The sequence below is a fragment of the Streptomyces sp. SYSU D01066-1 genome, from assembly GCF_054956795.1.
The window spans coordinates 1-25,843 of sequence record NZ_JBUDHV010000038.1 but is presented as its reverse complement, the minus strand read 5'-3'; the positions used below and the strand labels follow the sequence as shown (position 1 = coordinate 25,843).

14 protein-coding genes, 1 tRNA gene and 1 rRNA gene are annotated in these 25,843 nt (G+C 72.2%); 3 read left to right on the top strand and 13 right to left on the bottom strand.

Features of this window, described 5'->3' with window-relative positions; all coding sequences use genetic code 11:
• The first annotated feature begins 149 nt into the window (after nucleotides 1–149).
• Nucleotides 150–5,144: an ATP-dependent helicase gene (locus ACY1JF_RS26495; RefSeq protein WP_462707771.1), complete on the top strand. Its 4,995-nt coding sequence runs from the start codon at nucleotides 150–152 to the stop codon at nucleotides 5,142–5,144.
• A gap of 72 nt (nucleotides 5,145–5,216) precedes the next feature.
• The gene (locus ACY1JF_RS26490) at nucleotides 5,217–6,059 is read left to right on the top strand and encodes a DNA-formamidopyrimidine glycosylase family protein (protein WP_462707770.1); all 843 of its coding nucleotides are present in this window, start codon (nucleotides 5,217–5,219) and stop codon (nucleotides 6,057–6,059) included.
• A 52-nt stretch (nucleotides 6,060–6,111) separates the two neighbouring features.
• On the opposite strand, the gene ACY1JF_RS26485 is transcribed toward ACY1JF_RS26490, so the two are convergent.
• The 10 genes from ACY1JF_RS26485 to ACY1JF_RS26440 all read right to left on the bottom strand — a co-directional run bounded on the left by ACY1JF_RS26485 (nucleotide 6,112) and on the right by ACY1JF_RS26440 (nucleotide 21,618).
• Entirely contained in the window at nucleotides 6,112–6,381 is a 270-nt protein-coding gene (locus tag ACY1JF_RS26485) for a hypothetical protein (protein WP_462707769.1), read from the bottom strand.
• A gap of 58 nt (nucleotides 6,382–6,439) precedes the next feature.
• Nucleotides 6,440–6,910, bottom strand: coding sequence for a Dps family protein (locus ACY1JF_RS26480; protein WP_462707768.1), 471 nt, complete (start codon nucleotides 6,908–6,910; stop codon nucleotides 6,440–6,442).
• A 306-nt stretch (nucleotides 6,911–7,216) separates the two neighbouring features.
• Nucleotides 7,217–7,597, bottom strand: coding sequence for a helix-turn-helix domain-containing protein (locus ACY1JF_RS26475; RefSeq protein WP_399950121.1), 381 nt, complete (start codon nucleotides 7,595–7,597; stop codon nucleotides 7,217–7,219).
• A gap of 109 nt (nucleotides 7,598–7,706) precedes the next feature.
• Nucleotides 7,707–8,252 (bottom strand): CinA family protein, encoded by a 546-nt coding sequence (locus tag ACY1JF_RS26470; protein WP_462707767.1) that lies wholly within the window; start codon nucleotides 8,250–8,252, stop codon nucleotides 7,707–7,709.
• Entirely contained in the window at nucleotides 8,249–9,262 is a 1,014-nt protein-coding gene (pgsA, locus tag ACY1JF_RS26465; protein WP_462707766.1) for a CDP-diacylglycerol--glycerol-3-phosphate 3-phosphatidyltransferase, read from the bottom strand. The genes ACY1JF_RS26470 and pgsA overlap by 4 nt, the downstream gene beginning before the upstream one ends.
• Entirely contained in the window at nucleotides 9,259–10,770 is a 1,512-nt protein-coding gene (gene rimO, locus ACY1JF_RS26460; RefSeq protein WP_462707765.1) for a 30S ribosomal protein S12 methylthiotransferase RimO, read from the bottom strand. The genes pgsA and rimO overlap by 4 nt, the downstream gene beginning before the upstream one ends.
• 140 nt (nucleotides 10,771–10,910) lie before the next feature.
• Nucleotides 10,911–11,768: a helix-turn-helix domain-containing protein gene (locus ACY1JF_RS26455; RefSeq protein ID WP_462707764.1), complete on the bottom strand. Its 858-nt coding sequence runs from the start codon at nucleotides 11,766–11,768 to the stop codon at nucleotides 10,911–10,913.
• Nucleotides 11,769–12,094: 326 nt separating this feature from the next.
• On the bottom strand, nucleotides 12,095–14,845 hold the full coding sequence (locus ACY1JF_RS26450) for a DNA translocase FtsK (RefSeq protein ID WP_462707763.1): 2,751 nt from the start codon (nucleotides 14,843–14,845) through the stop codon (nucleotides 12,095–12,097).
• Between the two features lie 197 nt (nucleotides 14,846–15,042).
• Nucleotides 15,043–15,717, bottom strand: coding sequence for a response regulator (locus ACY1JF_RS26445; protein ID WP_462707762.1), 675 nt, complete (start codon nucleotides 15,715–15,717; stop codon nucleotides 15,043–15,045).
• Nucleotides 15,718–16,137: 420 nt separating this feature from the next.
• Nucleotides 16,138–21,618 (bottom strand): HAMP domain-containing protein, encoded by a 5,481-nt coding sequence (locus tag ACY1JF_RS26440; RefSeq protein WP_462707761.1) that lies wholly within the window; start codon nucleotides 21,616–21,618, stop codon nucleotides 16,138–16,140.
• A 392-nt stretch (nucleotides 21,619–22,010) separates the two neighbouring features.
• Here ACY1JF_RS26440 and ACY1JF_RS26435 point away from each other — a divergent pair, with 392 nt between their 5' ends.
• The gene (locus ACY1JF_RS26435) at nucleotides 22,011–24,764 is read left to right on the top strand and encodes a SpoIIE family protein phosphatase (protein WP_462707760.1); all 2,754 of its coding nucleotides are present in this window, start codon (nucleotides 22,011–22,013) and stop codon (nucleotides 24,762–24,764) included.
• A gap of 62 nt (nucleotides 24,765–24,826) precedes the next feature.
• Here ACY1JF_RS26435 and ACY1JF_RS26430 read toward each other — a convergent pair.
• The 3 genes from ACY1JF_RS26430 to rrf form a co-directional block, all read right to left on the bottom strand.
• Nucleotides 24,827–24,899: transfer RNA gene (locus ACY1JF_RS26430), tRNA-Thr, on the bottom strand.
• A gap of 73 nt (nucleotides 24,900–24,972) precedes the next feature.
• The gene (locus tag ACY1JF_RS26425) at nucleotides 24,973–25,635 is read right to left on the bottom strand and encodes a DegT/DnrJ/EryC1/StrS family aminotransferase (protein ID WP_462707814.1); all 663 of its coding nucleotides are present in this window, start codon (nucleotides 25,633–25,635) and stop codon (nucleotides 24,973–24,975) included.
• 113 nt (nucleotides 25,636–25,748) lie between these two features.
• A 5S ribosomal RNA gene (gene rrf / locus ACY1JF_RS26420) occupies nucleotides 25,749–25,843 on the bottom strand; the annotation flags it as partial.

Sequence of the window (25,843 nt, the reverse complement as noted above, 5' to 3'; positions counted from 1 at the left end):
GTGCCGCGCCGTTCCGAGAACGGGCACCCCTTGCCCGGCCCCGGCCCGCCGCCTCCGCCGTGGGCACTGCGCGCCCCCGCCGAACCCGCGGCCGCGCCGGGGCACCCGCGCCCAGCCCGATTGTCAGTGCCGGGGTGCACGATGGACGCATGGTCAGCTCCGCGCACCGAGCCCTGGACGGCTTCTCCCCCGCGACCCGCGGCTGGTTCACGGGTGCCTTCTCCGCGCCCACAGCCGCCCAGGCAGGCGCGTGGGGAGCCATCGCGGAGGGCTCGGACGTGCTGGTCGTCGCCCCCACCGGCTCCGGCAAGACCCTGGCCGCCTTCCTCGCCGCCCTGGACCAGCTGGCCTCGGCACCCCCGCCCGCCGACCCGAGGAAGCGCTGCCGCGTCCTCTACGTCTCCCCCCTCAAGGCCCTCGCCGTCGACGTGGAGCGCAACCTGCGCAGCCCCCTCACCGGCATCCGTCAGGAATCCGTCCGCCTCGGCCTGCCCGAACCCGAGATCAAGGTCGGCATCCGCTCCGGCGACACCCCGGCCGCCGAACGCCGCGCGCTGGCCACCCGCCCCCCGGACATCCTGATCACCACCCCCGAGTCCCTCTTCCTCATGCTGACGTCGGCCACCCGCGACGCCCTGACCGGCGTGGAGACCGTCATCCTCGACGAGGTCCACGCGGTCGCCGGCACCAAGCGCGGAGCCCACCTCGCGCTCTCCCTGGAGCGCCTCGACGAGCTCCTCCCCCGCCCCGCCCGCCGCATCGGCCTGTCCGCCACGGTCCGCCCCGTCGACGAGGTCGCCCGCTTCCTCTCCCCGCGCCGCAGGGCCGCGGTCGTCCAGCCCCCGTCCGCCAAGGAGTTCGACCTCTCCGTCGTCGTCCCGGTCGACGACCTGGGTGAGCTGGGCGGCTCCCCGGTCGCCGACGCCGACGACGGCGCGGAGCGCCCCTCGATCTGGCCGCACGTCGAAGAGCGCATCGCGGACCTCGTCCAGTCCCACCGCTCCACCATCGTCTTCGCGAACTCCCGCCGCCTGGCGGAGCGCCTGTGCAACAGGCTCAACGAGATCGCCTACGAACGAGAGACCGGCGAGCCCCTGGACGAGCACCACTCCCCCGCCGAGCTGATGGGCGGCTCGGGCGCCGCCCGGGGCGCCCCGCCCGTGATCGCCCGCGCCCACCACGGTTCGGTCTCCAAGGAGCAGCGCGCCCAGGTCGAGGAGGACCTCAAGGCGGGCCGCCTGCCCGCCGTGGTCGCCACCTCCAGCCTGGAGCTGGGCATCGACATGGGCGCGGTCGACCTCGTCGTCCAGGTGGAGTCACCCCCGTCCGTGGCCTCCGGCCTGCAGCGCGTCGGCCGCGCCGGCCACCAGGTCGGCGCCGTCTCCACGGGCGTGGTCTTCCCGAAGTACCGCGGCGACCTCGTCCAGGCCGCCGTGGTCACCGAGCGGATGCGGGCCGGCGCCATCGAGTCCCTGAGGATCCCCGCGAACCCCCTGGACGTCCTCGCCCAGCAGCTCGTGGCGATGACGGCCCTGGACACCTGGCAGGTCGACGACCTGCTGGCCACGGTCCGCCGGGCCGCCCCCTTCGCCTCGCTCCCGGAGTCGGCGTTCACCGCCGTCCTGGACATGCTCGCGGGCCGCTACCCGTCCGACGCCTTCGCCGAGCTGCGCCCCCGCGTGGTCTGGGACCGGGTCGCCGGCACCGTCACCGGCCGCCCCGGCGCCCAGCGCCTCGCCGTCACCTCGGGCGGCACGATCCCCGACCGCGGACTCTTCGGGGTGTTCCTCGCCGGAGCCGACCCGAAGAAGGGCGGCGGCCGGGTCGGCGAGCTGGACGAGGAGATGGTGTACGAGTCCCGGGTGGGGGACGTCTTCACGCTCGGCACCAGCTCCTGGCGCATCGAGGACATCACGCGCGACCGCGTCCTGGTCTCCCCGGCCCCCGGTGTACCGGGCAGGCTGCCCTTCTGGAAGGGCGACCAGCTGGGCCGCCCGCTGGAGCTGGGCCGGGCCCTCGGCGCCTTCCTCCGCGAGATCGGTTCGCTCACCGAGGAGGACGCCCGGTCACGCCTCCTCGCCGCCGGCCTGGACGACCGCGCCGCGGCCAACGTCCTGTCCTACCTCGCCGAGCAGCGCGAGGCCTGCGGCCACGTCCCCGACGACCGCACCATCGTGGTCGAGCGCTTCCGCGACGAGCTGGGCGACTGGCGGGTCGTGGTCCACTCCCCCTTCGGCGCCCAGGTCCACGCCCCTTGGGCCCTGGCCCTGGGTGCCCGCCTGTCCGAGCGGTACGGCATGGACGCGCAGGTCATGCACGCCGACGACGGCATCGTGCTGCGACTGCCGGACGCCGATCTGATGGGTCTGGACCTGCTCGACCAGGAACCGCGCGAGGCCGGCACCGCCTACGACGCGGACCGGGCCCCCGTGGGCGCCGCGGACGTCCTCCTCGACAAGGACGAGGTCGACCAGGTCGTCACCGATCAGGTCGGCGGCTCGGCCCTGTTCGCTTCCCGGTTCCGCGAGTGCGCGGCCCGCGCGCTCCTGCTGCCGCGCCGCGATCCCGGCCGGCGCACCCCGCTCTGGCAGCAGCGGCAGCGCGCCTCCCAGCTGCTGGAGGTGGCGAGCGAGTTCGGCTCGTTCCCGATCGTGCTGGAGGCGGTCCGCGAGTGCCTCCAGGACGTCTTCGACGTTCCCGGACTCGTCGAGCTGATGGGCGACGTGGAGTCCCGCAAGGTCCGTCTGGTCGAGGTCACGACAGCCGCCCCCTCCCCCTTCGCCCGCTCCCTCCTCTTCGGCTACGTGGCCCAGTTCCTCTACGAGGGTGACTCTCCGCTCGCCGAGCGCCGCGCCGCCGCGCTCTCCCTGGACTCCCGGCTGCTGGCCGAGCTGCTCGGCCAGGCTGAACTGCGCGAGCTGCTCGACGCCGAGGTGCTGACCGAGCTGGAGCAAGAACTGCAGTGGCGCACCGAGGACCGCCGCGTCAAGGACGTGGAGGGCGTGGCGGACCTCCTGCGGCTGCTCGGCCCGCTCACCGGCGCCGAGCTGGCCGAGCGGGGCGCGGAACCGCAGTGGGCCCAGGAACTGGCCGCCGCCCGTCGCGCCATCAGGGTCCGGATCGCGGGTGCCGACCACTGGGCGTCGATCGAGGACGCGGGCCGACTGCGCGACGCGCTCGGCACCGCACTGCCCGTCGGCGTCCCCGAGGCGTTCACCGAACCGGTCAAGGACCCGCTCGGCGACCTCCTGGCGCGCTACGCCCGCACCCACGGCCCGTTCACGTCGGCCACGGCCGCCGCCCGCTTCGGTCTCGGCGTGGCCGTCACCGACGGCGCGCTGCAACGGCTGGCGGCGGCGGGCCGGGTCGTCCAGGGCGAGTTCCACCCGGCCGGCATCGGCCAGGAGTGGTGCGACGCGGCTGTACTGCGCCGGCTGCGCCGCCGCTCCCTGGCCGCGCTGCGGCACGAGCTGGAGCCGGTGCCGCCGCCCGCGCTGGCCCAGTTCCTGCCCCAGTGGCAGCACGTCGGCAAGGGCCACACGCTGCGCGGCATCGACGGGCTGGTGCGCGCGGTCGAACAGCTGCAAGGCGCCTCGGTCCCGGCCTCCGCGCTGGAGAAGCTGGTCCTTCCGTCCCGGGTGGCCGACTACAGCCCCGCGATGCTCGACGAGCTGACCGCCGCCGGCGAGGTGGTGTGGGCCGGGGCAGGCTCGCTCCCCGGCAAGGACGGCTGGCTCTCCCTCTACCTCGCCGACGCGGCCCCGCTCCTCCTGCCCCCGCCCCGCCCCCTGGAGACGACCGCCCTCCACCAGTCCGTCCTGGACGCCCTCTCGGGTGGCTACGGGCTGTTCTTCCGCCAGATCGCCGACCAGGTCCGGGCGACGGCCCACCCCGACGCGACCGACCCGCAGCTCGCCGACGCCCTGTGGGACCTGGTCTGGTCCGGTCTGCTGACCAACGACACGCTCGCTCCCCTGCGCTCCCTGCTCGGCTCGGGCCGCACCGCGGGCTCCACGGCGCACCGCGCCAGACGCGGAGTCCCCCGCGGGCGCTACGGCTCCCTCACGGCCGCCGCCCGCCCCGCCTCCCGTACGGGGCCTCCGACCGTAGCGGGCCGCTGGTCGCTGCTGCCCGCCCAGGAGACCGACCCCACCGTGCGCGCCCACGCGCTGGCCCGCACCCTGCTCGACCGGCACGGGGTGGTGACCCGGGGCGCCGTGGCCGCGGAGGGCGTCGAGGGCGGTTTCTCGGCGACGTACCGCGTGCTGTCGGTGTTCGAGGAGAGCGGCCAGGCCCGGCGCGGCTATGTGGTGGAGGGACTGGGCGCGGCCCAGTTCGCGATGGACGGCGCCGTGGACCGGCTCCGCGCGGTCGCGAGCGCCCGCGAGCGCGGTGACGGCCCGTACAGCGGCGGGCCCCGCACCGACGGCTTCCCTCCCCGGGACACCGCCGGGCCCCGCACGGCTCCGGGAGCCGCCGAAGAGCCCGACCGGTCCAGCGGCGCGACCCCGCTCCCCGGCGACCCCTTCCCCGCCCTCGACACCGACTTCGCCGCCCCTGTCCCGGCGAACGGCCACGGGGCCCACGACGACTACGGCGCCTACGCTCCCGGCGCCGGCGACCCCGGCGGTACCGGCAGACGCCACGGCGACGGCTTCCCCCACGGCTCCCGCGGTCCCGCGCGCCCCGGGCGTCCCGGGCCCACCGACGTCCCCGGTCGTCCCGGCCGGCCCAGCCGTCCCTCCGCCCCGGCCTCCCGCGCCGTCGTCCTGGCCGCCGCCGACCCGGCCAACGCGTACGGCGCGGCGCTCCCGTGGCCCGAACCCCCGGCCGGTGCCGGGCACAAGCCGGGCCGCAAGGCGGGTTCCCTGGTGGTGCTCGTCGACGGGGAGCTGGCCGTCTACATGGAGCGCGGAGGCAAGACGCTCCTGGCCTGGCCGGCCGCCCAGGACACCCCGGTCACCGACGACACCCGGCTGCGGGCGGCCACCCAGGCGCTCGCGGCCGCCGCGCGCGGTGGCTCCGTCGGCACGGTCACCGTGGAGCGGATCAACGGCACCGCCGCGCTGACCTCCCCGTCGGCCGCCCTCCTGGAGGAAGCGGGATTCATCGCCACCCCCCGGGGCCTGCGGATCCGCGCCTGAGGCACAGCCGCGGACCTCCGCCCACGCCCCCGCTCGCCTCGCGGTACACACGCCCCGTGCCACCCTTGACCCATGCCCGAAGGAGACACGGTCCGGCAGACCGCCAAGCGGCTGCACGACGCCCTCGCGGGCAAGGTGCTCACCGTCACCGACTTCCGCGTCCCCCAGTACGCCACCGTCGACCTCACCGGCCGTACGGTCCTGGACGTCACCCCTCGTGGTAAGCACCTGCTCACCCGCATCGAGGGCGGCCTGACCCTGCACTCGCACCTGCGGATGGACGGCGCCTGGAAGGTGTTCGCCCCCGGCCGGCGCTGGAGCGGCGGCCCCGCCCACCAGATCCGCGTGGTGCTGGGCACCGCCGACCGCACCGCCGTCGGCTACCGCCTCCCGGTCCTGGAACTCCTCCGTACCGCCGACGAGGACCGGGCCGTCGGCCACCTGGGACCCGACCTGCTGGGCCCGGACTGGCACCCCGACCGGGCCCTGGCCAACCTGCTCGCGGTCCCCGCCCGTCCACTGGGCGACGCCCTGCTCGACCAGCGCAACCTGGCCGGCATCGGCAACGTGTACAAGAGCGAGCTGTGCTTCCTGCTCGGCGTCACCCCGTGGCTCCCCGTCGGCGACCTGCCCGCCGACCGCGCCGCCGCCCTGCCCGCCCTCGCCGCACGGCTCCTGGAGGCGAACCGCGACCGCCCGGTCCGCAACACCACGGGCCGCCGCAGCCCCGGCCTGTTCGTGTACGGCCGCGCGTCCCGTCCGTGCCTGCGCTGCGGCACCTCGATCCGGTCGGCCGACCAGAACGACGGCTCCCGTGACCGCCCGACCTACTGGTGCCCCACCTGCCAGCGGGGTCCGGCCCCGCACCCCGCGTCCCCGGCCACCCGCCCCCACGGCTTTCGTACCCGCAGGTGACAGCCCCTCCGGTCACACCAGGGCCCCGCCGCGCCACCACCACCGCGCCCCGCTACGCCCCCTCCCCGCCACCGCGCCCCTCGCCGCCCCCCGCCTGACGCCGCTCCCGCCAAGCCCCGCGCCACCGCCCCGCCGGGACCGCCCCCTCCGTCCGCCGCTGCGCCACACAGTGCACCGGCAGCACGCTCAGCCCCCACCCCGAAGCAGCGACCGCTCCCTCCAGCACCCCCGCGTCGGACGTCAGCGTCAGCCGCAGCACCGCCCACCACCACACCGCCCCCAGTCCCAGCGCGGCCCCCCGGCGCGCTATCCGTCCCGGCATGCTCCGTCACCTCCAGGCCGTCACCTCCAGGCCCGTGTACGCCCCGGAAGGACCGGCCTCACCCATTCTCGGCCTGGAACATCCAGTGCTGCTTCTCCAGGTCGGCCGTGACGCGGACGAAGAGATCCTGCGACACCGGATCCGGATCACCGGTGGCCGCGATGCGCTCCCTCATCCGCCCGATCACGGCGCCCAGCGCCACCACGATCGCGCCCACCGCCGCCGAGTCGTCGACCCAGCCCTCCGGCGTCACCCCGATCCCGCTGCCGACGGCCACGGTCGCGGCACGCCCGTCGGGCGGGACGCCCAGCGCGGCGGCACGCTCCGCCACCGTGTCCGAGTGCGCGCGGGCGGTGCTGACGACCTCGTCGAGCTGAAGGTGCACGGACCGGAAGCGCGGCCCCACCACGTTCCAGTGGATCTGCTTCGCCACCAGGGCCAGGTCCACCAGGTCGACCAGGGCGCCCTGCAGCGCCTCCGACACGGTCTTCAGGGCCGCGTCGGACAACGGGCTCTTCACGACGTACATCCGCACCTCCGTGGGCCGCCCCCGTCCATTGCCCCCCTGCCATGTCCCTCCACGATGACCGCAGCACCGATCACCGGCAAACGCACCCGCACGACGACCGCCGGCAAACGCACCCCCACAACGACCGCCGGCCCACCACCCCGACGACCGCCCGCCCACCACCCCCAAGGCGGCACCCCGTCCGCCCACCGCCCCCGGACATGCGAAAACCCCGACCGCGCCTCTCCAGATCTCCGGAGAAGCCCCGGCCGGGGCCCTGCACACTTCCTCTTCGCCTCACCGGCCGCCCGGCAGCGGCGGTGCGGCTCAGGCGGCGACGACGTCCACCGCTTCGGCAGGCGCCTTGATCGTGACCCGTTCCGGTGGCACACCGGTCACCGACACGGAGCCCAGCATGGGACGCACCGGCGTGGGAACGGTTTCGCTGGGGGTGGCCGCGGCGGACTGGGCCAGCTCGGCGAGGGCCAGTTCGTCGCTCACTTCTCGCATGAGCTCGGACATCCGTACGTCCAGCGCGTCGCAGATGGCGGAGAGCAGTTCGGAGGAAGCCTCCTTCTGCCCCCGCTCCACCTCGGAGAGATAGCCGAGTGAGACTCGGGCGGACGAGGAGACTTCGCGCAGAGTACGGCCCTGGCGCTGGCGCTGCCGACGCAGCACGTCACCCAGCAGGCGACGGAGCAGAATCATCGGTGGCTCCCTCCTCGGACCGCGTAGCCGCATCCTTCTCGCCCCACCGTACCGCCTAGCGCCGCGGCCGTGCGGGGAGCGATGTCGTGTTCACTCAGGGCTGCAAACATCAAAACCCCCCGTTCTGTTCCGTATCCTGTGCCAGCTCATTCCCGGTCTGTTCGTGCGCCAGCTCCCTCAGAAGCAGGGCGAGTACGCTCCGTACGCTCTCCCTACGGATTTCCGCACGGTCACCGTTCAACCGCAGCGCCTCCACTTTTCCGCCAGGGGCAGAACCGGTGCCCGCTCCGTCCGGGCCGCAAACGGCCACGAAGACGGTCCCGACGGCCTGGCCGTCCTGCGGGTCCGGGCCCGCGACGCCCGTTGTCGCGACGCCCCAGTCCGCGCCCAGGGCCTTCCGTACACCTGCCGCCATCTGGAGCGCGACCTGCGGGTCCACCGCGCCACGCGCCGCCAGCAGAGCGGCGTCCACTCCGAGCAGTCGGTGCTTCAGCTCGGTGGCGTAGGCGGTGACCGAGCCCCGGAACACCTTGGAGGCACCGGGGACCGAGGTGAGCTGCGCCGCGACCAGACCACCGGTGAGTGACTCGGCGACCGCGAGGGTCGCACCGCTCACCTTCAGTAGTCGCACCACGTCGGCGGCCTCGGAACTCAAACTTCCGTCTCCTTCAACGCCGCCTCGCGCTCGGCGATTCCCTGTCTGCGCAGCACAATGGCCTGTTTCACATAGTCAAGGCCGGTCGCCACGGTCAGGACGACCGCCACGGCCATCACCCAGAACCTCAGGGTCGCCAGGGGCCCCGTCAACGCCAGCACATACATGCCGACGGCCACGCCCTGGGTGAGGGTCTTGAGCTTGCCGCCCCGGCTGGCGGGGATCACGCCGTACCGGATGACCAGGAAACGCAGCAGGGTGATCCCGAGTTCCCGGCCCAGGATGACGGCCGTGACCCACCAGGGCAGATCGCCCAGGGCGGAAAGACAGATCAGCGCCGCTCCCATGATCGCCTTGTCGGCGATGGGGTCGGCGATCTTCCCGAAGTCGGTGACCAGGTTGTACGTACGCGCCAGATGGCCGTCGAAGAGATCAGTGATCATGGCGATGGCGAAGGCGGCCCAGGCGAACGAGCGCCAGGCCGGGTCGTATCCGCCGTTGCCGAGCATCAGCGCGACGAAGACCGGCACGAGGACCAGACGCAGCATCGTCAGCAGATTGGCCACGTTCCAGACACTCGCCTGGTCGACGGCCGCGGCCACGATCTTCCGCTGCGCACCGCCCCGTTGCGCACCGCCCCGCTGAACGCCGCTTTCCTGCGCGCCGCTCCGCTGGACGCCGTCCGGACGCCCTCCCTCCGGCCGTGCACCGCCCCGCTGGACACCGCCGCGGGCGACGGCGCCCCCGACGCCCGGTCCGCGTTCACCGGCCGCGCGACCGCTCTCGCCACCGCTGCCGCCGGCTCCCGCTCCCTGGCCCGTGCGCTCCAGCACACCTCGGCGCTGCACTCCACCCGGAGCCCTGCCCGAAGCCCCGCTCGGAGCCGCTCCCGAAACCGTCCCCGACACCACACCCGGTGCCACGCCCGACACCACACCCTGTGCCGTACGCGGGCCGACCCGCCGCGCGCCGGAGGGGCCTCCCGCCGCCGACGCCGGTACTCCGGTCATCTGCCCGCCTCCTCAGTACACGCGGCAGCGCCCCCGCCGGAGGGGGCGTCGCCGAACGAACCCTCCAGCGGCTCCGCCACCAGGTCGACACCTTCCGTGCCGACCACCTTCGCGTCGACCATACGACCGACGGCCAGCCCCTCGCCCGTCGTGAGCAGCACCTGGCCGTCCGTCTCGGGCGCCTGGTGCGCGGCCCGCCCGGACACGCCCTCCTCGCCGTCGGAGGAGTCCACGGACTCCACGAGCACCCGCACGGTCGAGCCCAGGCGCTCCTCGGCGCGCTGCGAGACGAGTTCCTCCGCCAGCCGGGAGACCCGCGCCAGCCGCTCGGCGACCACGTCCTGGTCCAGCTTGCCGTCGTAGCCGGCCGCCTCGGTGCCCTCCTCGTCGGAGTAGCCGAAGACGCCGATGGCGTCCAGCCGCGCGTGGTTCAGGAACCGTTCCAGCTCGGCCAGGTCGGCCTCGCTCTCACCGGGGAAGCCCACGATGAAGTTGGAGCGCACGCCCGCCTCGGGCGCCTTGCTCCGGATGGTGTCGAGCAGTTCCAGGAAGCGGTCGGTGTCCCCGAAGCGGCGCATCGCGCGCAGCACGGCCGGCGCGGAGTGCTGGAAGGAGAGGTCGAAGTACGGGGCGACCTTCGGGGTTCCGGTGAGTACGTCGATCAGACCCGGACGCATCTCGGCCGGCTGGAGGTAGCTGACGCGGACCCGCTCGATGCCGTCGACCTCGGCCAGGTCGGGCAGCAGGGACTCCAGCAGGCGGATGTCGCCGAGGTCCTTGCCGTAGGAGGTGTTGTTCTCGGAGACCAGCATGATCTCCTTGACGCCCTGCTCGGCCAGCCACCGCGTCTCGTTCAGCACGTCGCTCGGGCGGCGCGAGATGAAGGAGCCGCGGAAGGAGGGGATGGCGCAGAAGGAGCAGCGCCGGTCGCAGCCGGAGGCGAGCTTCACCGAGGCCACCGGGGCACCGTCCAGACGGCGGCGCAGCGGCGCGCGGGGTCCGGAGGCGGGGGCGACGCCTTCCGGGAGGTCGGTCGGGCCGTGCCCGGGCAGGGCGACGGCGGTGCCTGCCTGCTGGCGCTCGGCGGGGCTGATCGGCAGCAGCTTGCGCCGGTCGCGCGGGGTGTGCGCGGCGTGGATGCCACCGCCGAGGATGGTCCGCAGCCGGTCGGAGATGTCGGCGTAGTCGTCGAAGCCGAGCACGCCGTCCGCCTCGGGGAGGGCCTCGGCGAGTTCCTTGCCGTACCGCTCGGCCATGCAGCCCACCGCCACCACGGCCTGCGTTCTCCCATGGCCCTTGAGGTCGTTGGCTTCCAGGAGGGCGTCGACGGAGTCCTTCTTGGCGGCCTCGACGAAGCCGCACGTGTTCACCACGGCGACGTCCGCGTCCTCGGCGTCCTCGACTAGCTTCCAGCCGTCCGCCTCCAGACGGCCTGCGAGCTCTTCCGAGTCCACCTCGTTACGGGCGCAGCCAAGGGTGACGAGTGCGACGGTGCGGCTTTCAGGCATGGGCTCAAGACTACTTCGTCCCGCCGACAGCCCACGTCGACGGGGTTGGCCGATCCCGGCCAACCCCGTTCCGTCCCGCCTCGCCGGGTCCCGTCCCCGGCTCCTTCGTCGCCCCTTCGTCCGTCCCTCTGTCCGGCCTGTCATCCGGCCTGCGGATCGCCCTTGGTGTACGTCAGCCGCTCCACCGCACCCGGCTGGAAGTCGTCCTCGACCTCCTTGCCGTTCACATGCAACTGGATCGCGCCGGCGTCGCCGAGGACGAGGTCCACCTTCTCCTCGTCCTGGAACGTCCTGGACTCGCCCTGGTCGAGCGTCCCGTCGAAGATCGACCGGCCGTTGTGGTCCTTGACGGAGATCCAGCTGCGGCCGTCCGTGGCGCTGACCCGGACGGTCACCTTGTCCTGCGGTACGGCGGCGATGGCGCTGTCGGTCGGCTTGGGGTCGGCGGGCTTCGCGGGCTCGGCGGACGCGGAGGCGGACCCGCTCGCGGTGGGCGCGGCGCCCTCGGCCACGTTGGCCTCGGCGGCGTCGTCGTCACCGCCCTTGACCATGGTGAACCCGACGAAACCGATCACGGCCACGATCGCGGCGACCATGGCCGCGGTCCAGTTGGGCCCGCGCCGCTCGGGACGGATGCGCTCCGCCTCGAACAGGGGGGCGGCGGGGGTCGGTGCGGGACGTCCGCCGCGCTCGGCCGCGAACTGTTCGAGCAGGGGCGCCGGGTCCAGATCGACGGCCCTGGCCAGCGTACGGATGTGCCCTCGGGCGTAGACGTCACCGCCGCAGGGCGCGAAGTCATCGGCCTCGATGGCGCGCACGATGGCGATCCGCACCCGGGTGGCACTGCTGATGTCGTCGACGGTCAGCCCGGCGGCGATCCGCGCCTGCCGCAGGAGATGGCCGATGGAGGGGCGGGCTTCCTCAGGCACGTCGTCGGACACGCCCTCGAACGGACGCTCGTCTTCAGGGGAGTTACCGGGAGAGTTGCCGATGGACACGGGGGCGCCTTTCGAGCGGTTGGCCGCCTGTGCTGGACATTCAGTCTAGGGGGGGTACGAACGGGTGGGGCAACCGGACGGTCGTACTTTGTACGCCATCGGAATGGTCGTCGGAACGGCCGTCGGAACGGCCTTCGGACTGATCACCCGACGGCTGTCCGACTGATCGCCCGGCCGGCCGCCAAAACGGCCCTTCGGACGGATCCACCGGCCCGGCGGACCGATGATGGAGCAGTTGTTCGTCGTTTCGGTCAATGTGACGTACGCCGCCGGGAAACGGTTGCCCACTGATCGATTGCGGATGGGTCACGGCTCCCGCCCCGGCCCTATGCTTCAGACTCCCCCCGGATCACGGCCAGCACGCCGTCCAGCTCGTCAGGCTTCACAAGAACGTCACGAGCCTTTGAGCCTTCGCTCGGCCCGACGATGTTCCGCGACTCCATGAGGTCCATCAGCCGCCCCGCCTTGGCGAAGCCGACCCGCAGCTTGCGCTGGAGCATGGACGTCGACCCGAACTGGGTGGAGACCACCAGCTCGGCCGCCTGGCACAGCAGGTCCAGGTCGTCGCCGATGTCTTCGTCGATCTCCTTCTTCTGCTTGGTGCCCACGGTGACGTCGTCCCGGAAGACGGGCGCCATCTGCTCCTTGCAGTGCCGGACGACCGCCGCGACCTCCTCCTCGGTCACGAAGGCGCCCTGCATGCGGGTCGGTTTGTTCGCGCCCATCGGCAGGAAGAGACCGTCGCCCTTGCCGATCAGCTTCTCGGCGCCGGGCTGGTCGAGGATGACCCGCGAGTCCGCCAGCGACGACGTGGCGAATGCCAGCCGCGAGGGCACGTTCGCCTTGATCAGTCCGGTCACGACGTCCACCGACGGCCGCTGGGTGGCGAGCACCAGGTGGATGCCGGCCGCGCGCGCGAGCTGCGTGATCCGCACGATCGCGTCCTCGACGTCCCGTGGCGCGACCATCATCAGGTCGGCCAACTCGTCCACGATCACCAGCAGATACGGGTACGGCTGGAGCTCGCGCTCGCTGCCCTCGGGCGGCTTGACCCTGCCCTCGCGCACCGCGCGGTTGAAGTCGTCGATGTGCCGGTAGCCGTACGCCGCCAGGTCGTCGTACCTGAGGTCCATCTCCCGTACGACCCACTGGAGGGCCTCGGCGGCCCGCTTGGGGTTGGTGATGATCGGCGTGATCAGGTGCGGGATGCCCTCGTAGGCGGTCAGCTCGACGCGCTTGGGGTCGACGAGGATCAGCCGGACGTCCTCGGGGGTCGCCCGCATCATGATCGACGTGATCAGGCAGTTGATGCAGGACGACTTGCCGGAGCCGGTGGCGCCGGCCACCAGCATGTGCGGCATCTTCGCCAGCGAGTCCATGACGTAGCCGCCCTCGACGTCCTTGCCGAAGGCGACCAGCATCGGGTCGTCGTCCTCGGCGGACTCCGCGAGCCGCAGCACATCGCCGAGGTTGACCATCTCCCGGTCGGTGTTCGGGATCTCGATGCCGACCGCGGACTTGCCGGGGATCGGGCTGATGATCCGCACGTCGGGGCTGGCGACGGCGTACGCGATGTTCTTGGTGAGGGCGGTGACCCGCTCGACCTTCACGGCCGGACCGAGTTCCACCACGTACCGCGTGACCGTCGGCCCGCGGGTGAAGCCGGTGACCGCGGCGTCGACCTTGAACTCGGTGAAGACTGTGGTCAGCGCCTCCACCACGGCGTCGTTGGCCGCGCTGCGGGACTTGCCCGGGCCACCGCGCGTGAGCAGGTCCAGGGACGGCAGGGCGTAGGTGATGTCCCCGGAGAGCTGGAGCTGTTCGGCGCGCGGCGGCAGCTCGCGCTCCTGGGCCGGCGGCTTCTTGGTGAGGTCCGGGACGGCGCCGCCGCGCGTTTCGCCCTGCTCGGGGCGGGCCTGCGGGACCGGCTTCGCGGTGGAGGCGGGGGCCGGTACGGGAGTGGGCGTCGTCTGCTCCCGCTCCCCCGTGCTCACCCCCTGGGTGAGGTCGGCGACCAGCGGCGACGGCGGCATCCCGTGCAGGACCGCACCGTCCAGCGCGGCGGCGGCCGCGGCGGCGACGTCCACGGCGTCCATCCGACGGGTCCCGTCGGCCTGCGCGACGGCCCGCCGGGGCCGGCCACGGCGCCCGGTGAGCGCCTCCTCCTGTGCCGCGCCGGGATCGTACGTCTGCGGGGCGGGCCCCGGGCGCCTGCGGGACCGGGCGGGCGGCGTCTCGCGCCACGGCTCCTCGTACCACTCGTCGTCGGCGGCGGCGAACCCCTCCGCCTCCGGGTCACGGACCAGGCCGAGCCGGACGCCCAGCAGCCGCAGCCGCTGCGGCACGGCGTTGACGGGCGTGGCGGTGACGACCAGCAGCCCGAAGACGGTGAGCAGCACCAGCAGCGGCACCGCCAGCACGTCGGTCATGGTGTACGACAGCGGGGTCGCCGCCGCCCAGCCGATCAGCCCGCCGGCGTCCCTTATCCCCTGCATGCCGTCGCCGCGCGCGGGCGAGCCGCAGGCGATGTGGATCTGGCCGAGCACGCCGATGACGAGCGCCGAGAGGCCGATCACGATGCGGCCGTTGGCCTCGGGCTTCTCCGGGTGCCGGATGAGGCGCACGGCGACGGTCCCGAGCAGGATCGGCACGAGCAGGTCGAGCCGGCCGAAGGCGCCGGTGACCAGGATCTCGACGAGATCGCCGACCGGGCCCTCCAAGTCGGCCCAGGTGCCCGCGGCGACGATCAGCGCGATGGCGAGCAGCAGCAGCGCGACGCCGTCCTTGCGGTGGGCCGGGTCGAGGTTCCTGGCGCCCTGCCCCACGCCGCGGAAGACGGCGCCGACAGCGTGCGCCAGGCCCAGCCAGAGCGCGCGGACGAGCCGGAGGACACCACTGGTCGGGCTGGGGGCCGGCCTGGGCGCGGGCTTCTTCACCGCGGCCTTCCTGGCGGGCGCCCTCTTGGCGGGGACCCTCTTGGCGGGCGCTTTCTTCGCGACGGCCTTCCTCGCCGGAGCCTTCGCGGGAGCCGCCTTCTTGGTGGGCTGCTTCTTGGCTGCGGAGGGACGTGAGGCCATGGATGTGAGGTTACCGGGGGAGACGGCGGGGGACACGTGTGCCCACTGCTTCACCCGTTCGTGTCGTCGGCGTGGTGGACCGGAACTGACGCCTTCGCCGAGGACGCTGACGCGGCCTCAGGGGGCGTCGCCGTCAGGGCGTCGGCCGGCCCGCTGTCACCGTCGAAGCGCCGCCGCCAGAACGCCGGGGCCGCGCCTCAGTTGGCCGGGGTCTGACCACCGGAGCCCGGCTCCAACGCGTCCAGCGCCCGCCGCAGTCCGGTCAGCTTGCGCTCCAGATGGGCCGCCGTGGCCACCGCCGCGGCGTCCGCCGACTCGTCACCCAGCTGTTTGGAGAGCGCCTCGGCCTGCTCCTCGACGGCGGCCAGCCGCGCCGACAGCTCGGCGAGCAGTCCGGCGGACTCCCTGGCCTCGCCGGACGGGGACCTGCCGCCCGCGCCCTCCAACTGCAGGCGCAGCAGGGACGCCTGCTCCCGCAGCTGGCAGTTCTTCATGTAGAGATCGACGAAGACGGAGACCTTCGCGCGCAGCACCCAGGGATCGAACGGCTTGGAGATGTAGTCCACCGCGCCGGCCGCGTAACCGCGGAAGGTGTGGTGCGGTCCGTGGTTGATCGCGGTGAGGAAGATGATCGGGATGTCCCGGGTCCGCTCCCGCCGCTTGATGTGCGCCGCGGTCTCGAAACCGTCCATGCCCGGCATCTGGACGTCCAGCAGAATGACCGCGAAGTCATCCGTGAGCAGTGCTTTGAGCGCTTCCTCCCCGGACGATGCCCGTACCAGTGTCTGATCGAGCGCCGAGAGGATCGCCTCCAGCGCCAGCAGATTCTCCGGCCGGTCATCGACCAGGAGGATCTTGGCCTTCTGCACCATGGCCCGCCCTCCTCGCCCCGGCGTGGGGCCTCCCCTGTCCACAGGACTCGGGGATGCACCGGCCGGTGCCGCCCCCGGGGACGACTCCCTTGCGCCGCCCGTCCTTGTGCCGGTCATCGTAGCCGCACCCCGCCTGTCGCCACACCCTGTCACCGAGATGTCACTGTGCACGTAGCAGAAACGCGGCAGGGGACCAGAAGGTTCCCCGAATCCCGTGCCTCTACACGGCTTCGGGCACGCTGAGTCAGCGACTCCGCGTGCCGCCGGAGGTTCCCGCCGTGTCCCTCGGTGGCCCGTCGGTACTACGTTCGCACGTCCACCGAACCTACCGCCGGGGCACCCCTGGCCCTGCCACCGGGGCACCCCTCGCCCGTACCGCCGGTGCGCCGCTCGCCCCTGCTGCCGCCGCTACCGCTCAAGTCAAGCCCCCCGCATCCACTCCTGCATGACCGTCAGCAGGTGGTCGGGGTCGACCGGCTTGGTCACGTAGTCGGAGGCGCCGGACTCGATGGCCTTCTCCCGGTCGCCCTTCATCGCCTTGGCGGTCAGCGCGACGATCGGCAACCCGGCGAACTGGGGCATCCGGCGGATCGCCGTGGTCGTCGCGTACCCGTCCATCTCGGGCATCATGATGTCCATCAGCACCACCGCCACGTCCTCGTGCTGCTCCAGCACCTCGATGCCCTCACGCCCGTTCTCCGCGTACAGCACGGACAGGCCGTGCTGCTCCAGGACGCTGGTGAGCGCGAACACGTTGCGGATGTCGTCGTCGACGATCAACACCTTCTCGCCGCCGAACCGAATGCCCCGGACCGACTGCGGCGCCGCCTCCGGCTCCGCGGCCGACCGGTCCTCCCGCGGCGCGGGCCGCAACTCGGCCTCGGGCAGCTCCGGCAGCGCCCTGCGGCGGCGCCGGAACAGCGCGGCGGGACCGTTCCGCGTCTCCTGGTACGACTTCACCTCGGCGGGCGTCTCGACCGGCGGCTCCGCCTCCTCGTCCCGCTCGCCCGCCGACGCCGGGTCACCGGCCTCCAGCGCGGCCGCCGGCTGCTGGTAGCCCTGCGGCGGCAGCTCACTGAGGTGCAGCGGCAGGTACAGCGTGAACGTCGAGCCGCGGCCCGGTTCGCTCTGGGCGTGGATCTCGCCGCCGAGCAGCTGGGCGATCTCCCGGGAGATCGACAGCCCGAGGCCGGTACCGCCGTACTTGCGGCTGGTGGTGCCGTCGGCCTGCTTGAACGCCTCGAAGATCACCCGCATCTTGCCGGCCGCGATGCCGATCCCGGTGTCGGTCACCGAGAAGGCGATCAGCGCGGCCCCCGGGTCGGTCAGCGAACCGGCCTCCAGCAACTGCTCCCGGATGCGCTGCGGTACGTCGTCCCGGGCCGGCCGGATGACCAGCTCGACCGAGCCGGAGTCGGTGAACTTCACCGCGTTGGACAGCAGGTTGCGCAGCACCTGGAGCAGCCGCTGCTCGTCGGTGTGCAGCGTGGCGGGCAGCTCCGGCGAGACCCGCACCGACAGGTCGAGGCCCTTCTCGGCGGTCAGCGGCCGGAAGGTGGCCTCCACGTAGTCGACGAGCTGGACCAGCGCGATGCGCGTCGGCGAGACGTCCATCTTGCCCGCCTCGACCTTGGACAGGTCCAGGATGTCGTTGATGAGCTGGAGCAGGTCGGAACCGGCCCCGTGGATGGTCTCGGCGAACTCGACCTGCTTCGGGGACAGGTTCCCCTCGGCGTTGTCGGCGAGCAGCTTGGCCAGGATCAGCAGCGAGTTGAGCGGCGTACGCAACTCGTGGGACATGTTGGCCAGGAACTCGCTCTTGTAGCGCATCGACACGGCGAGCTGCTCGGCGCGCTCCTCCAGGACCTGCCGGGCCTCCTCGATCTCGGTGTTCTTCACCTCGATGTCGCGGTTCTGCTGGGCCAGCAGCTCGGCCTTCTCCTCCAGTTCGGCGTTGGACGCCTGGAGCGCCTTCTGCCGCTGCTCCAACTCCTCCGACCGGTCCCGCAGTTGCTCGGTCAGCTCCTGCGACTGCTTCAGCAGCACCTCGGTCTTGGTGTTGACCGAGATGGTGTTGACGCTGGTCGCGATCATCTCGGCGATCTGGTTGAGGAAGTCCTTCTGGATCTGCGTGAACGGCGTGAACGACGCCAGTTCGATGACCCCGAGCACCTGACCCTCGAACAGCACCGGCAACACGATCACCTGCGCGGGCGGCGCCTCACCGAGCCCGGAGGAGATCTTCAGATAGCCGTTGGGCGCGTTCTCCACCAGGATCGTGCGCTTCTCCTTCGCGGCCGTCCCGACCAGCGCCTCCCCCGGCCGGAACGAGGTCGGCATCGACCCCATCGAGTAACCGTACGAGCCGAGCATCCGCAATTCGTACTGGTCCTCCCCCGCGGCGGCCGGGTCCTGCCCGTCGACGAGCGGCATGGCGAGGAAGAACGCGCCGTGCTGCGCGGAGACCACCGGCGTCAGCTCGCTCATGATCAGCGAGGCGACGTCCTGGAGGTCGCGGCGACCCTGCATCAGCGCCGAGATGCGCGCCAGGTTGCCCTTGAGCCAGTCCTGCTCCTTGTTGGCGATCGTGGTGTCGCGCAGGTTGGCGATCATCTTGTTGATGTAGTCCTGCAGCTCGGAGATCTCCCCCGAGGCGTCCACGTCGATCTTCAGGTTCAGGTCGCCGCGGGTCACCGCGGTCGCCACGCGCGCGATGGCGCGCACCTGCCGGGTGAGGTTCCCGGCCATCTCGTTCACGGATTCCGTCAGGTCCCGCCAGGTGCCGTCGACGTCACGCACGCGTGCCTGCCCGCCCAGCTGGCCCTCGGTGCCCACCTCGCGGGCGACCCGGGTGACCTCCTCGGCGAACGACGAGAGCTGGTCGACCATGGTGTTGATGGTGGTCTTGAGCTCCAGGATCTCCCCGCGCGCGTCGATGTCGATCTTCTTGGTGAGGTCGCCCTTGGCGATGGCCGTGGTCACCATGGCGATGTTGCGCACCTGGCCGGTCAGGTTGGACGCCATCTGGTTCACCGACTCGGTGAGGTCCCTCCAGGTGCCGGCCACGCCCGGGACGTGCGCCTGCCCGCCCAGGATGCCGTCCGTACCGACCTCCCGGGCCACCTTGGTGACCTGGTCGGCGAAGGAACTCAGCGTCTTCACCATGGTGTTGAAGGTGTCGGCCAGCTGCGCGACCTCGCCGCGCGCCTCGATCGTCACCGTCCGCGTCAGATCGCCGTTGGCGACGGCGGCGGCCACCTGGGAGATGTTCCGCACCTGGACCGTCAGGTTCTGGGCCATCAGGTTGACGTTGCCGCTGAGGTCCTTCCAGATGCCGGTGATGCCCGGCACGTGCGCCTGCCCGCCCAGGATGCCCTCGGTGCCCACCTCCCGGGCCACGCGGGTGACCTGCTCGGCGAAGGAGGACAGCTGGTCGACCATCGTGTTGACCGTCGTGACCAGTTCCAGGATCTCGCCCTTGGCGTCGACGGTGATCTTCTTCGACAGGTCGCCCCTGGCGACCGCGGTCGTGACCTCGGCGATGTTGCGCACCTGGAGCGTCAGGTTGTTCGCCATGCCGTTGACGGACTGGGTGAGGTCCTTCCAGGTGCCGGAGACACCCTGCACCTCGGCCTGGCCGCCGAGAATGCCCTCCGTGCCGACCTCCCGGGCCACGCGGGTGACCTCCTGGGCGAAGGAGGAGAGCTGGTCCACCATCGTGTTCAGGGTGTTCTTCAGCTCCAGGATCTCACCGCGGGCGTCCACGGTGATCTTCTGGGACAGGTCACCGCGCGCCACCGCGGTCGCGACCTGCGCGATGTTGCGCACCTGGGCGGTGAGGTTCCCGGCCATGCCGTTCACCGAGTCGGTCAGGTCCCGCCAGACACCGGCCACGCCGGGCACCTGCGCCTGACCGCCCAGCCGTCCCTCCGTACCCACCTCGCGGGCGACCAGGGTCACCTGCTCGGCGAACGACGACAGCTGGTCCACCATCGTGTTGATGGTGTTCTTGAGTTCCAGGATCTCGCCACGCGCGTCCACGTCGATCTTCTGCGACAGGTCACCGCGCGCCACGGCCGTCGTCACCTGGGCGATCTGCCGCACCTGGGACGTCAGGTTCCCGGCCATGAAGTTGACCGAGTCGGTCAGCTCCTTCCAGGTCCCGGACACCCCGTCCACCCGCGCCTGACCGCCGAGCCGCCCCTCGGTGCCGACGTCCCGGGCCATCCGCGTCACCTGGTCGGCGAAGCTGGAGAGCTGGTCCACCATCGTGTTCACGGTGTTCTTCAGCTGGAGCATCTCGCCGGAGACGTCCACGGTGACCTTCTGCGACAGGTCGCCGTTGGCCACCGCCGTCGTCACCTGGGCGATGTTGCGCACCTGCCCGGTGAGGTTGCGGAACGCGGTGTTGACCGAGTCGGTCAGGTCCTTCCAGGTCCCCGCCGCCCCCGGCACCTGCGCCTGCCCGCCCAGCTCGCCCTCGACACCGACCTCGCGCGCCACCCGCGTCACCTCGGCACCGAAGGCGGAGAGCTGGTCGACCATCGTGTTGACGGTGTTCTTCAGCTCCAGCATCTCGCCCGCCACGTCCACGGTGACCTTCTGCGACAGGTCGCCGTTGGCCACCGCCGTCGTCACGGCGGCGATGTCCCGCACCTGGGTCGTCAGGTTCCGGAACACGGTGTTGACCGAGTCGGTCAGGTCCTTCCAGGTCCCCGCCGCGCCCGGCACGTTCGCCTGGCCGCCGAGCTGTCCCTCGGCACCGACCTCGTTGGCCACCCGCGTGACCTCGTCCGCGAAGATCCGCAGCGTCTCGGTCATCTGGTTGATCGTCTCGGCGAGCTGCGCGACCTCGCCCCGGGCCGGCACGGTCACCTTCCGCGACAGGTCGCCGTTGGCGACCGCCGTCGTCACCTCGGCGATCCCGCGCACCTGTGCGGTCAGGTTCCCGGCCATCGTGTTGACGGAGTCGGTCAGCTCCTTCCACACGCCGGCCACCTCCGGCACCCGGGCCTGGCCGCCCAGCTCGCCCTCGGTGCCCACCTCGCGCGCTACCCGCGTCACCTCCGACGAGAAGGCGGAGAGCTGGTCGACCATCGTGTTGACGGTGTTCTTCAGCTCCAGCATCTCGCCCGCCACGTCGACCGTGACCTTGCGCGACAGATCGCCCTTGGCGACCGCGGTGGTCACCAGCGCGATGTCCCGCACCTGCGCGGTCAGCCGGTACGCCATCGTGTTGACGGAGTCGGTGAGGTCCTTCCAGGAGCCCGACATGCCGCGCACCCGGGCCTGCCCGCCCAGCTTCCCCTCGGTGCCCACCTCGCTGGCCACCCGCGTGACCTCGTCGGTGAACGTCGAGAGCTGGTCGACCAGGTTGTTGACCGTCCGCCCGACCTTCAGGAACTCACCGCGCAGCGGCTGCCCCGCCCCTTCCGCCGTCTGCGTACGCAGCTCCATCCGCGGTGACAGATCGCCCTCGGCGACCGCTGTCAGCACCCGGCCGACCTCGGAGACAGGGCGTACGAGGTCGTCCACCAGCGCGTTGGAGTTGTCGATCGCGGTGGCCCACGCCCCCTCGCACGCCCCTGTCTCCAGCCGCTCCGTGAGCTTTCCCTCACGCCCGACCATCCGCCGCACCCGCGCCAGCTCGCCCGTCAGGTGCAGATTGCGGTCGGCCACCTCGTTGAAGACGGCCGCGATCTCCGCCATCACGCCGTCCCCGGACACCGTGAGGCGCCGGCGGAAGTTCCCGTCGCGCATGGTCACCAGGGCGGCCAGCAACCGGTTCAGGGAGGCCGTGTCCACGACAGTGGTCCCGTTGCGCCTCTTGCCCTGATCCCCCAGGGACCGTCCGCCTTTCGCGCGCGTTCTCGTGCCCCGCGTCGCTGCGCCAGACTCCACTGTGTCCCTCCCGCAGGGGTCGACCGTCACCGCTTGCCCCGGTTCCCCGTCTCGGCGTACCGGATTACTGCCTGGTGCTTCCTGTGCTGTCGCACGCTCCCGCCGTCCCGCCGGGCGGCACCCAGGGCTGCTGCCCGCCGTGCGCCGCCGGCACTCGGTCCGCCGGAACCGTCACTGCAAGCCTGCCCAGTGTTTCATCCCGGCCGAACCAGGCCATAACAGTTCGGCAGCTTCGCACGCCGTCGGCGCACCCTCTGGGCGGAAACAGTGCAGACCGGCATCCGCCTGGACGGCGAAGGTAAGTAACCTTGCATGCGGCTGTCCAGCCGTGCCGGTTCCGTCCGGCCTGGGCGGTGGCACGAGACGAGCGGGCATCGGAGGGCGGCCGGACCATGACCACCGGACTGATGCCGGGGGGACAGCCCCCGGAACCCCAGCCGACGGAAGGCCTGCCGCAGCAGCGGCACGCTCCGGCCGGCGGCGTAGCCCTGCAGGGACAGAGAGGGTCGAGGAGTTCTGTGATCACCGCGCGTGCGGCCGCCAGCTTCGAGCCCGTCGGACGATCGGTCGCGAGCGCCCGCTCCTTCGTCCGGGACACGCTCCAGGGCTGGGGACACGCCGACATCGTCGACGACGCCGTGGTGCTGACCAGCGAACTCGTCACCAACGCGGTGGTGCACGCGGGCACCGCCGCCGACGTCGTCTGCCTACGCAGCGACGAGGGCGTGCGGATCGAGGTCTCCGACCACTATCCGGAGCGTGAAGTTCCGCTCCAGTCGTCGCCCGTCGACATGGGCAGCCCCGACCGGGAGGGCGGACGCGGTCTCCAGCTCTGCGCCGCGCTGGCCGACCGCTGGGGCGTCGAGTACACGCCCACCGACAAGACCGTCTGGTTCCGGCTCACCCTCCCCGAGCGCCCCGTGGGCACCCGCGCCGCCGGCCCCGCCCTCCCCGCCGCCCTGCTGCCGCTGGCCGACGGCCGGGTACGGGTCGCGGTCGTCCAGATCGACCGGACCGGCGCCGTCGCCGCCTGGAACGAGGACGCCGAGGAGCTCTTCGGCTACCAGGCCGAGCAGGTCACCGGCAAACCGCTGACCGACTTCGCCGCCTGGCCGCACACCCCGGGCACCAGCACCGGCATCGTCGAGGCCCTGCGCCTCTCCCGCTGGGAGGGCAGTTACGGCATCCGCGGCGCCAACGGCCGCGTCATCCCGGTCTACGCCTCCCACCTGCGGGTCCGCGACGCCGGGGGCGAACCCTCCACGGTCTGCCTGCTCGTCCGGGACCACGAACGGGCGGTCCTGCAGACCCCGTTGCGGGTGACCGCCTCCGACACGAACACCACCCCCGAGGGCCAGAGCACCGACCCCTTCGAGGTCTTCATCGGCTCCCCCGCCCCGGACGACCTCGACGGTCTCCTCCAGCGCACGGTCGAGCGCGCCCGCGACATGCTCGACGGCGACGCCGCCTTCCTGCTGCTCGCCACGGACGACGAGACGGAGCTGGAGGTCCGCGCCTCCACCGGCCTGCCCTCCGCCCGCCAGCGCTTCGCCCGCGTCCCCGTGGAAGCGGGCCCCGGCCGCTACGGCTCGGCCCGCATGCCGGCCGTCCACGACGACCTGGCCGCCGTACCGGGCGCCGTCCCCCTGCTCAACGGCACGGGCATGCGCTCGGTGGTCACCGTCCCCCTCAAGGTCGAGGGCCGCCTCACCGGCTCCCTCGGCGTCGCCGCGGAAGCGGCGGGCCGCTACACCAACGAGGAGGCCCTGCGCCTGCAGTTCGCGGCCGACCGCATCGCCTTGGCCGTCGAGTCGGCCCGCCTGGGTGAACTGGAGCGCCTGCGCCGCGGTTCCCTCAGCTTCCTCGTCGAGGCCTCCGATCTCCTCGCCGGCACCCTGGACCGCGACCAGACCCTCGCCCTGATGGCCCAGATGACGGTCCCGACCCTGGCCACCTGGTGCGCCGTCTACACCATCGCCGACCAGGCCTCGGAGCCGTACCTCTCCTACGTCCTGCACGAGGACGAGGAGCTGATCGACGGCATCAAGTCCCTGCTCTCCAGGATCCCGCCGCCCGACCCGGTCCCCACCCCGGGCGCCCGCGTCTGGACCATCCCGGCCGAGACCGCCCACCAGGCGGCGCTCCGCAGCTCCATGCGCAGCCTCGGCCTCAGCAGCACCCCCACCCGCCAGGTCACCCCGGGCATCGGCCCGACCCTGGCCACGGCCTCCGCGGTCGGCGGCGAGACGGTGGTGCTCCCCCTGGTCGCCCGCAACCGCGTCATCGGCATGCTGACCCTCGGCAAACCCACCGACGAGCACTTCCGGCAGGAGATCCTGGAACTGGCCGAGGACCTCTCCCGCCGCGCCGCCCTCGCCCTGGACAACGCCCGCCTCTACTCGGAGCGCACGGCCATCAGCCAGTCCCTCCAGCGCAGCCTCCTGCCTCCGGAGCTCCCGCAGATCCCCGGCATGGAGGTCGAGGTCATCTACCGCGCGGCCGGCGAGGGCAACGAGGTCGGCGGCGACTTCTACGACCTGTTCCCCATCAGCGACGGCGCCTACGGCTTCGCCATCGGCGACGTCTGCGGCACGGGCCCGAACGCGGCGGCGGTCACCGGTCTCGCCCGGCACGCCCTGCGCCTGCTGGCCCGCGAGGGCCTCAGCGGCCCCGCGGTCCTGGAGCGCCTGAACTCCGCCATCCTCGACGAGGGGGCGCGCAGCCGCTTCCTCACCCTCCTCTACGGCGAGATGCGCCCCCTGGCGGACGGCGGCGCCGAACTGAAGGTGGTCTGCGCCGGCCACCCGCTCCCCCTGCGCCTCCGCCAGGACGGCACGGTCGAACCGGCCGCCGAGCCCCAGCCCCTCCTCGGTGTGATAGACGACCTGGAGCTGTACGAGCAGACGGTCACCCTCGACCCGGGCGACGTCCTGCTCTGTGTCACGGACGGCGTCACCGAGCGTCGCGAGGGCACCCGCATGCTGGGCGACGACGGTCTCGCCGACGTCCTCACCACCTGCACGGGGCTGACGGCCGGCGCGGTGGCCGCCCGCATCATGCGCGCCGTGGAGCGTTTCGCGTCGGACGCCCCGTCCGACGACATGGCGATCCTGGCGATGCGCGTACCGGAGCCGCACAACGACTAGGCCGAGAGCGGTCAGGGCATGCGAAAGGCCCCGCCCATTCGGGCGGGGCCTTTTCTTTTCGGAGCCCCCAAACGGAATCGAACCGTTGACCTTCTCCTTACCATGGAGACGCTCTGCCGACTGAGCTATAGGGGCCTGTCGCTTTCGAGGTTTTCCTCGCGGCAACGGAATAGATCATACCCCGAACGCAGCCGTGCTCCCAACCACCTCACATGGCGGCCTGGAGCAGCCCTCCGAGGGCATTGCACGCGGAGACGATGCGCTGCATGTCCCGCTTGGTCAGCGAGGCTTCGACGGGCAACGCGAGGGTCTCGTCGGCGGCCCGCTCGGTCTCCGGCAGCGTCACACAGCGCCGGAACTCGGGCAGCCGGTGCACGGGCGTCTTCACCGGCACCCGACAGTCCACTCCCCGGCTGCGCACGGCCCGCGCGAAGGCGTCCCGGTCCGGTCGTCCGTTCCCCAGTACCCGCACCACGTACTGGCCGTAGGTGTGCCCGTCCCCGCCATCGGGCGTGCGCACTCCCCGGAGCCTGGCGTCGAGGTAGGCGGCCCGCTGCCTGCGCTGCGCTATCTCGTCCGACGGCGCCCCCTGCTCGGCCTCCTGCAGCACCAGCAGCCCGTGCCGCCGCCCCAGGTCGTGCAGCCGTTTCAGATCGGCCGGCCGGCCGAATCGGTGGACGGCCACGACGGCCGCGGTCCGTGGTCCCACGACCGCCTCGACGCTGGAGGGGTCGAGGCAGTAGGTGACCGGATCTATGTCCGCGAACACCGGCATCGCACCGGCGAGGGCGACGGCCTCGGCGACTTCCACGTTCCCGAAGGCCGGCACGACGACCTCGTCACCGACTCCGACACCGGCGGCCCTGAGCATTGCTGCAGTACCCATGCCTGGATGGTGGTTGCGGAACGTGAACGACAGGTGACAGATAATAAAAAAGGGCTGGACCCGGAACGAAAGTTCCGGGTCCAGCCCTTTGAATGATTGTTCGGCGGCGTCCTACTCTCCCACAGGGTCCCCCCTGCAGTACCATCGGCGCTGTAAGGCTTAGCTTCCGGGTTCGGAATGTAACCGGGCGTTT

Coding starts and splice junctions, on each gene's coding strand:
- ACY1JF_RS26480 (WP_462707768.1), bottom strand. CDS start 6,910: ATGTACGTCGTGAAGAGCCCGTTGTCCGACGCGGCCCTGAAGACCGTG.
- ACY1JF_RS26490 (WP_462707770.1), top strand. CDS start 5,217: ATGCCCGAAGGAGACACGGTCCGGCAGACCGCCAAGCGGCTGCACGAC.
- ACY1JF_RS26485 (WP_462707769.1), bottom strand. CDS start 6,381: ATGCCGGGACGGATAGCGCGCCGGGGGGCCGCGCTGGGACTGGGGGCG.
- pgsA (WP_462707766.1), bottom strand. CDS start 9,262: ATGACCGGAGTACCGGCGTCGGCGGCGGGAGGCCCCTCCGGCGCGCGG.
- ACY1JF_RS26435 (WP_462707760.1), top strand. CDS start 22,011: ATGACCACCGGACTGATGCCGGGGGGACAGCCCCCGGAACCCCAGCCG.
- ACY1JF_RS26495 (WP_462707771.1), top strand. CDS start 150: ATGGTCAGCTCCGCGCACCGAGCCCTGGACGGCTTCTCCCCCGCGACC.
- ACY1JF_RS26475 (WP_399950121.1), bottom strand. CDS start 7,597: ATGATTCTGCTCCGTCGCCTGCTGGGTGACGTGCTGCGTCGGCAGCGC.
- rimO (WP_462707765.1), bottom strand. CDS start 10,770: ATGCCTGAAAGCCGCACCGTCGCACTCGTCACCCTTGGCTGCGCCCGT.
- ACY1JF_RS26425 (WP_462707814.1), bottom strand. CDS start 25,635: ATGCTCAGGGCCGCCGGTGTCGGAGTCGGTGACGAGGTCGTCGTGCCG.
- ACY1JF_RS26450 (WP_462707763.1), bottom strand. CDS start 14,845: ATGGCCTCACGTCCCTCCGCAGCCAAGAAGCAGCCCACCAAGAAGGCG.
- ACY1JF_RS26445 (WP_462707762.1), bottom strand. CDS start 15,717: ATGGTGCAGAAGGCCAAGATCCTCCTGGTCGATGACCGGCCGGAGAAT.